The 5,332-nt window shown below is 66.3% G+C and carries 7 protein-coding genes; 4 read left to right on the top strand and 3 right to left on the bottom strand.

Going from position 1 to position 5,332, the window contains the following annotated elements; all coding sequences use genetic code 11:
• On the top strand, window positions 1-162 hold a 162-nt coding region (locus EN893_RS17305), incomplete at its 5' end, for a DUF1059 domain-containing protein (RefSeq protein WP_128361663.1).
• A 1-nt stretch (window position 163) separates the two neighbouring features.
• Here the strand turns inward: EN893_RS17305 and EN893_RS17300 are convergent.
• Genes EN893_RS17300 through EN893_RS17290 form a run of 3 tightly spaced genes read right to left on the bottom strand, consistent with a single transcriptional unit; the run spans window position 164 to window position 2,687 of the window.
• The gene (locus EN893_RS17300; protein ID WP_127269429.1) at window positions 164-1,429 is read right to left on the bottom strand and encodes a CCA tRNA nucleotidyltransferase; all 1,266 of its coding nucleotides are present in this window, start codon (window positions 1,427-1,429) and stop codon (window positions 164-166) included.
• Complete coding sequence (locus tag EN893_RS17295) at window positions 1,426-2,058, bottom strand: CoA pyrophosphatase (RefSeq protein WP_128361662.1); 633 nt, start codon at window positions 2,056-2,058, stop codon at window positions 1,426-1,428. The genes EN893_RS17300 and EN893_RS17295 overlap by 4 nt, the downstream gene beginning before the upstream one ends.
• The gene (locus EN893_RS17290) at window positions 2,058-2,687 is read right to left on the bottom strand and encodes a DUF1285 domain-containing protein (RefSeq protein ID WP_127271874.1); all 630 of its coding nucleotides are present in this window, start codon (window positions 2,685-2,687) and stop codon (window positions 2,058-2,060) included. Before EN893_RS17290 ends, EN893_RS17295 begins: the two co-directional genes overlap by 1 nt.
• 154 nt (window positions 2,688-2,841) lie before the next feature.
• Between EN893_RS17290 and EN893_RS17285 the strand changes: the two genes are divergently transcribed.
• The 3 genes from EN893_RS17285 to EN893_RS17275 all read left to right on the top strand — a co-directional run.
• Window positions 2,842-3,846: a MoxR family ATPase gene (locus tag EN893_RS17285; protein WP_127271985.1), complete on the top strand. Its 1,005-nt coding sequence runs from the start codon at window positions 2,842-2,844 to the stop codon at window positions 3,844-3,846.
• Window positions 3,846-4,811: a DUF58 domain-containing protein gene (locus tag EN893_RS17280; protein ID WP_127271779.1), complete on the top strand. Its 966-nt coding sequence runs from the start codon at window positions 3,846-3,848 to the stop codon at window positions 4,809-4,811. Before EN893_RS17285 ends, EN893_RS17280 begins: the two co-directional genes overlap by 1 nt.
• A partial coding sequence (locus tag EN893_RS17275; protein WP_206640130.1) for a BatA domain-containing protein occupies window positions 4,808-5,332 on the top strand: 525 nt, incomplete at its 3' end. The genes EN893_RS17280 and EN893_RS17275, both read left to right, overlap by 4 nt.

Here is a 5,332-nt window from a genome sequence, read left to right as displayed (position 1 = left end):
CTCGTGCCCGGCTGTGACTGGCACACGCGTGCCGACGAGGAGGCCGAGGTCATGCGCCGTGCCGTCGAGCACATGCGCGAGACGCATGGTGAGACGGTCATCCGCGAGACGATGATCGAGGCGATCCGCTCGCGCATCGAAAAGAGCCGCGACGCGGCCTGATCTACCCGGCGTTCAAAGCTTCGGCGGCGCGCTTGAGGAGCGCGTCGCGATCAGGGGTAAACCCGGCTTCGACCCATTCCGCCTCGAGATTCCTGAGGATTTCGCCGAGTTTCGGTCCTGGAGTTGCGCCGAGCGCTGTGAGATCGGCACCTTTCAGCGGAAACAACGGCTTTTCCCATTTGGTGGCGAAGGCAAGCTGGCGCGAAAAGCCACCGGCTTCGAGCAGCGCCTCATTGTCCTCGACGGCGCGCACTCTGGCTGCCGCAAGCGACAGCCGCAGCCGGTCGACAAACCCCTGCCGGTCGCCGCGATAGAGCCTTTTCGCCAGTTCGCCCTCGGTCGTCTTCGGCTCGACGGCGGTGGCAAGCGCCCAGTGGCGCAGGCGATCCGCTTCGGCGGTCGAGAGTTTGAGCCGCTCGGCGAGCGTCTTCATGCGAGCGGCATCGGGCGGCACGATCGCTTCCAGTCTGAGCAGCGGGTCGGGTGCCCAGCCCAGATCCTTCCCGGCCTTGGCCAACCCATGGATGGCATCGATGCCCCATTTCTCGCTTTCCGGCAGCGCTGCGGTCAAGACGCCTGCCTGCCGCATCCAGAGCAGCGCCCGTGACGGATCGGGCGCCGACAAGAGCTTCTTCAGTTCCGACCAGATGCGCTCGGCCGAAAGCTGGGCCAGCCCTTCCTTAAGCCGGGCGCAGGCTTTCAGCCCTTCGGCGTCCGGCCGTCCATCGCCGTACCAGGCGAAGAAGCGGAAGAAGCGCAGGATGCGCAGATAATCCTCGCGGATACGCGCTTCCGGGTCGCCGATGAAGCGCAGCCGGCGTGCCTCGATGTCGGCAATGCCGCCGACCAGGTCGACAACCCTGCCGTCGGCCTCGGCATAGAGCGCATTGATGGTGAAGTCGCGCCGCTCGGCGTCAAGCTTCCAGTCGCGCCCGAACGACACTTTCGCGCGTCGCCCGTCGGTCTCGATATCGGCGCGCAAGGTGGTGATTTCATAAGGTTTTCCGCCGGCAACCACGGTGATTGTCCCATGTTCGATGCCGGTTGGCACCGCCTTGAACCCTTCCGCTTCGGCGCGGCGGAGGGTTTGCTGCGGCAGGCAGGTGGTGGCGATGTCGATGTCGGCGACGGGCTGGCCCATCAGCGTGTTGCGCACCGCGCCGCCGGCGACTCGCGCCTCTTCACCGCCTTCGGCCAGTGCGAACAGCAGGCGCTGCAGATGCTTGTCGCCGAGCCAGTCGGCCCTGTCCGCGATCGAGACACTCACGCATAAAGCCTTTCATAGAGGGTACGGATGATGCCGGCGGTGACGCCCCAGATGCGCCGTTCGCCGTAAGGCATGTCGTAGAAGAACCATTCGAGATCGTTCCACATGCGGCTGTCGCGCTTGTGGTTGGCCGGGTCCATCAGGAAGCGCAGCGGCACTTCGAAAGCGGCGTCGACCTCGTCGGCGTTGAGCGTCAGTTGGAAACCGGGCCGCACGATGCCCAGCACCGGGGCGATGCGGTAGCCGCTGCCGGCGACATAGTCGGGCATGCGGCCGATGATCTCGATGCCATCTCGGCCAAGCCCGATCTCCTCGAAAGTCTCGCGCAGCGCCGCCGCCTCAGGGCTCGGATCGGTCGGATCGATGGTGCCGCCGGGAAATGCCACCTGCCCCGAATGGCTGCGCAGCTTTTCGGCCCGTTTGGTCAGGAGAACCGTCGCATCGCCCTCATGATCGACCACCGGGATCAGCACCGCGGCATTGCGCAGCGCCTTGCCCTGGTTGAGGCGCGGATGGCCGGGGTTGAAGCGATGATCGCCATAATCGTCGCCGGCATGCGCATCCGGCTGCACGGCAAAACGCGCGCGAAAATCCGCGGATGAAAACGGCGCCGGCGTCACCTGGTCCATCACGCGCTCAGCCGCTTCAACTGGTCCGCCGGCATGATCGGGAACACGGCGCCCTTGGAGCGCACCGCGAACATCGTCTCGCCGCCGATCTCGACCTCCTCGCCATGCCCGACCAGCTCATACATAACCGGCCGCGCCACCAGCGCCTCCAGACGGCCCCGCACCAGCACATAGGGCTTCAATCCGCCGGTCTCGTTCTCGTCGACGAAGCGCAGCGGCCGTTCCGGCCCGGCCTCGACGACATCGCCGACATTGGTGCGGAAGGTGATGGTCTGCGCTTCGCCGCTACCCGAAACGTCCATTTCGACCGCGATGAACGGCGCATCGGCAACGCGGATGCCGACCTTTTCCACCGGTGTCACCAGATAGGTCCTGCCATCGGCGTCCTTGCGCAGCACCGAGGAGAAAAGCTGCACCAGCGGCATGCGCCCGATCGGCGTGCCCAGATAGAACCAGGTGCCGTCGGACTTGATCTCCATGTCCAGATCGCCGCAGAAGTCGGGATTCCAGCGTTCGACGGGTGCCGCCCCCTTGCCGGCACGGGCGGCGCGCGAGATGAGCGCCTCGAGGCCACGCGCCTCGGTGGCATCCGTCAGGCTTTCTTCACGATGTCCCAAGGGTCCCGTCATGGTCACGAAATAGTCACTGTTGTTGCGCTTGTCAGCCTAAGTCTGTGATTTAAGTTTCGACATAGGCGCCACGCGAGGCCGAATCGCGGCAACTTATGGTATGGTGCAGCCGTTGTTCCAGCCATGGTATTCCAACCACAAGGATCGATGCGGCATGAGCGTGATGGTCAAGGAAAGCCCGATCAGCGAAAAGGACATGATCGCCGAGGCCGAAAAGGCGCTTGCCGACATCTCCCGGATCCGCGACGGGGTCGGCCGGGTCATCTTCGGACAGGAAAGCGTCGTCGAGCGTACTCTGGTGGCTCTGCTGGCCGGTGGCCATGCGCTTTTGGTCGGCGTGCCGGGCCTCGCCAAGACCAAGCTGGTCGAAACACTTGGCATCGTGCTCGGCCTCGATTCGCGTCGCATCCAGTTCACGCCGGACCTGATGCCGTCCGATATCCTCGGCTCCGAAGTGATGGAGCAGGACGAAACCGGCAAACGCTCCTTCCGCTTCATCTCCGGGCCGATCTTCGCCCAGTTGCTGATGGCCGACGAGATCAACCGCGCGTCGCCGCGTACCCAGTCGGCGCTGCTGCAGGCCATGCAGGAATACCACGTCACCATTGCCGGCGCCCGCCATGACCTGCCGGCGCCCTTCCACGTGCTGGCAACCCAAAACCCGCTGGAGCAGGAAGGCACCTATCCGTTGCCCGAGGCCCAGCTTGACCGCTTCCTGATGCAGGTGGATATCCTCTATCCCGAGATCGAGGCAGAGCGCCGCATCCTTCTGGAAACCACCGGCATCGAGGACGCGAAAGCGCAAAACGTGCTGCAGCCGGTGCGGCTGAAGGAGATCCAGACGCTGATCCGCCGCATGCCGGTGCCTGAAAGCGTCGTCGAGGCGATCCTGACGCTGGTGCGCTCGGCGCGTCCCGGCCAAGGCAATGCCGAGACCGACAAGAACGTCGCCTGGGGTCCCGGCCCGCGCGCCAGCCAGGCGCTGATGCTGTGCACAAGGGCGCGCGCGCTTTACGACGGACGGCTGGCGCCCTCGGTTGACGACGTCCGTGCGCTGGCCGAGCCGGTGCTGCAGCATCGTATGGCGCTGACCTTCGCCGCCCGCGCCGAAGGCACCGGCGTGCGTGACGTGGTGGCGAAACTCGTGAAAGGAATTTGATGCCGCGCATCGGCGAGGTCCAGGCTCCGGCAGCGACGCGCGACGCGCTCGCCCGTGGCCGGTTGCGAGCCTCGCTTGTGCCAGACCTGCTGGTCGAGGCGCGCCGCATCGTCAACACCGTGATCGCCGGCTGGCATGGCCGCCGCAAGCGCGGCATCGGTGAAAATTTCTGGCAGTTCCGGCCCTATGTCGAGGGAGATTCCTCGCGCATCGACTGGCGCCGCTCGGCCCGCGACGACCACACCTATGTGCGCGACCGCGAATGGGAAGCCGCCCATACGGTCTGGCTGTGGGCCGACCCCTCGCCGTCGATGCTCTACAAATCGACCGGCGCCAGCGTTTCCAAGCAATCGCGCGCGCTGGTGCTGGCGCTGGCCATGGCCGAACTGTTGTCGCGCAGCGGCGAGCGCATCGCCTGGCCGGGCCTCACCGACCCGTTCACCGCCCGCAACGGCGCCGAACGCATCGCCGCCCAGTTGATGCATGCCGGCGATTTGCCGGCAAAACCCGACCTGTCCGACATCAGGCGCTTCTGCGACATCGTCATCGTCAGCGACTTCCTCGATCCGGTCGAAGAGACGATGGCCTGGCTCGACGTGCTGGCCCGCCACGGCGTGCGTGCCCACCTGATCGAGGTCGCCGACCCGGCCGAGGAGACCTTCCCCTATGCCGGCCGCACCGAATTCACCGATCCCGAGACCGGCGACAAGCTGACCGCCGGCCGCGCCGAAATGCTCGGCGATGAGTATCGCCTGCTCTACGCCGCCCGGCGCCACGAACTGGCGGCCTGGTGCAAACGTCTTGGCTGGAGCTTTACCGTCAACCACACCGATCGGCTCGCCTCCGACGCGCTGGTGCGGCTGCACATGGCGATGACCACTGATGGCTCCTCGGCCAGGCCGACCGCCGGCGGTCGTGCCGGCATGATCGCCGGCGGCGATCGGCCAGGAAAGGCTGTCGCATGAGTTGGCTGCCGCTTTCCTTTGGCGCCCCCATGGTGCTGTGGGGCCTGCTGGCACTGCCGGTGATCTGGTGGCTGCTCAGGCTGACGCCGCCCAAGCCGCAGACCGAAATCTTCCCGCCGCTGAAGATCCTGGCCCGCGTGCTGAAGCGCGAGGAGACGCCGCAGCAGAGCCCGTGGTGGCTGACACTGCTCAGGCTCTTGATGGCGGCCCTCATCGTCGCGGCATTGGCCGACCCGGTCTTCAACCCGCGCGAAAAGCTGCCGGCCGAGGGAGCCGCCCTTGCCCTGGTCATCGACAATGACTGGGCAAGTGCCGCAGACTGGGGCAAACGCGTCGCCACCGCCGAGCGGCTGATCAACGATGCCGGCTCCAACGGCGTGCCGGTCGTCATCGCCTTCACTGCCGAAAAGGCCAATGCCGAGATCGGCCCGTTCGATGCCGCCACCGCGCTTGACCGGCTGCGCGCCGCCAAGCCGCGGCCGATCCCGACCGACCGCCCCGCCGTCTATGCCCGCGTCGCC

It is taken from the genome of Mesorhizobium sp. M7A.F.Ca.CA.004.04.2.1, from assembly GCF_004022825.1.
In the GTDB taxonomy this organism is placed as follows: domain Bacteria; phylum Pseudomonadota; class Alphaproteobacteria; order Rhizobiales; family Rhizobiaceae; genus Mesorhizobium.
The sequence above is the reverse complement of the archived record's forward strand: the minus strand, read 5'-3'. Positions and strand labels throughout refer to the sequence as shown.

Bases quoted from the DNA above. Each gene is read 5' to 3' on its own strand.
- EN893_RS17295 (WP_128361662.1), bottom strand. From the start codon at position 2,058: ATGGACCAGGTGACGCCGGCGCCGTTTTCATCCGCGGATTTTCGCGCG.
- EN893_RS17290 (WP_127271874.1), bottom strand. From the start codon at position 2,687: ATGACGGGACCCTTGGGACATCGTGAAGAAAGCCTGACGGATGCCACC.
- EN893_RS17285 (WP_127271985.1), top strand. From the start codon at position 2,842: ATGAGCGTGATGGTCAAGGAAAGCCCGATCAGCGAAAAGGACATGATC.
- EN893_RS17280 (WP_127271779.1), top strand. From the start codon at position 3,846: ATGCCGCGCATCGGCGAGGTCCAGGCTCCGGCAGCGACGCGCGACGCG.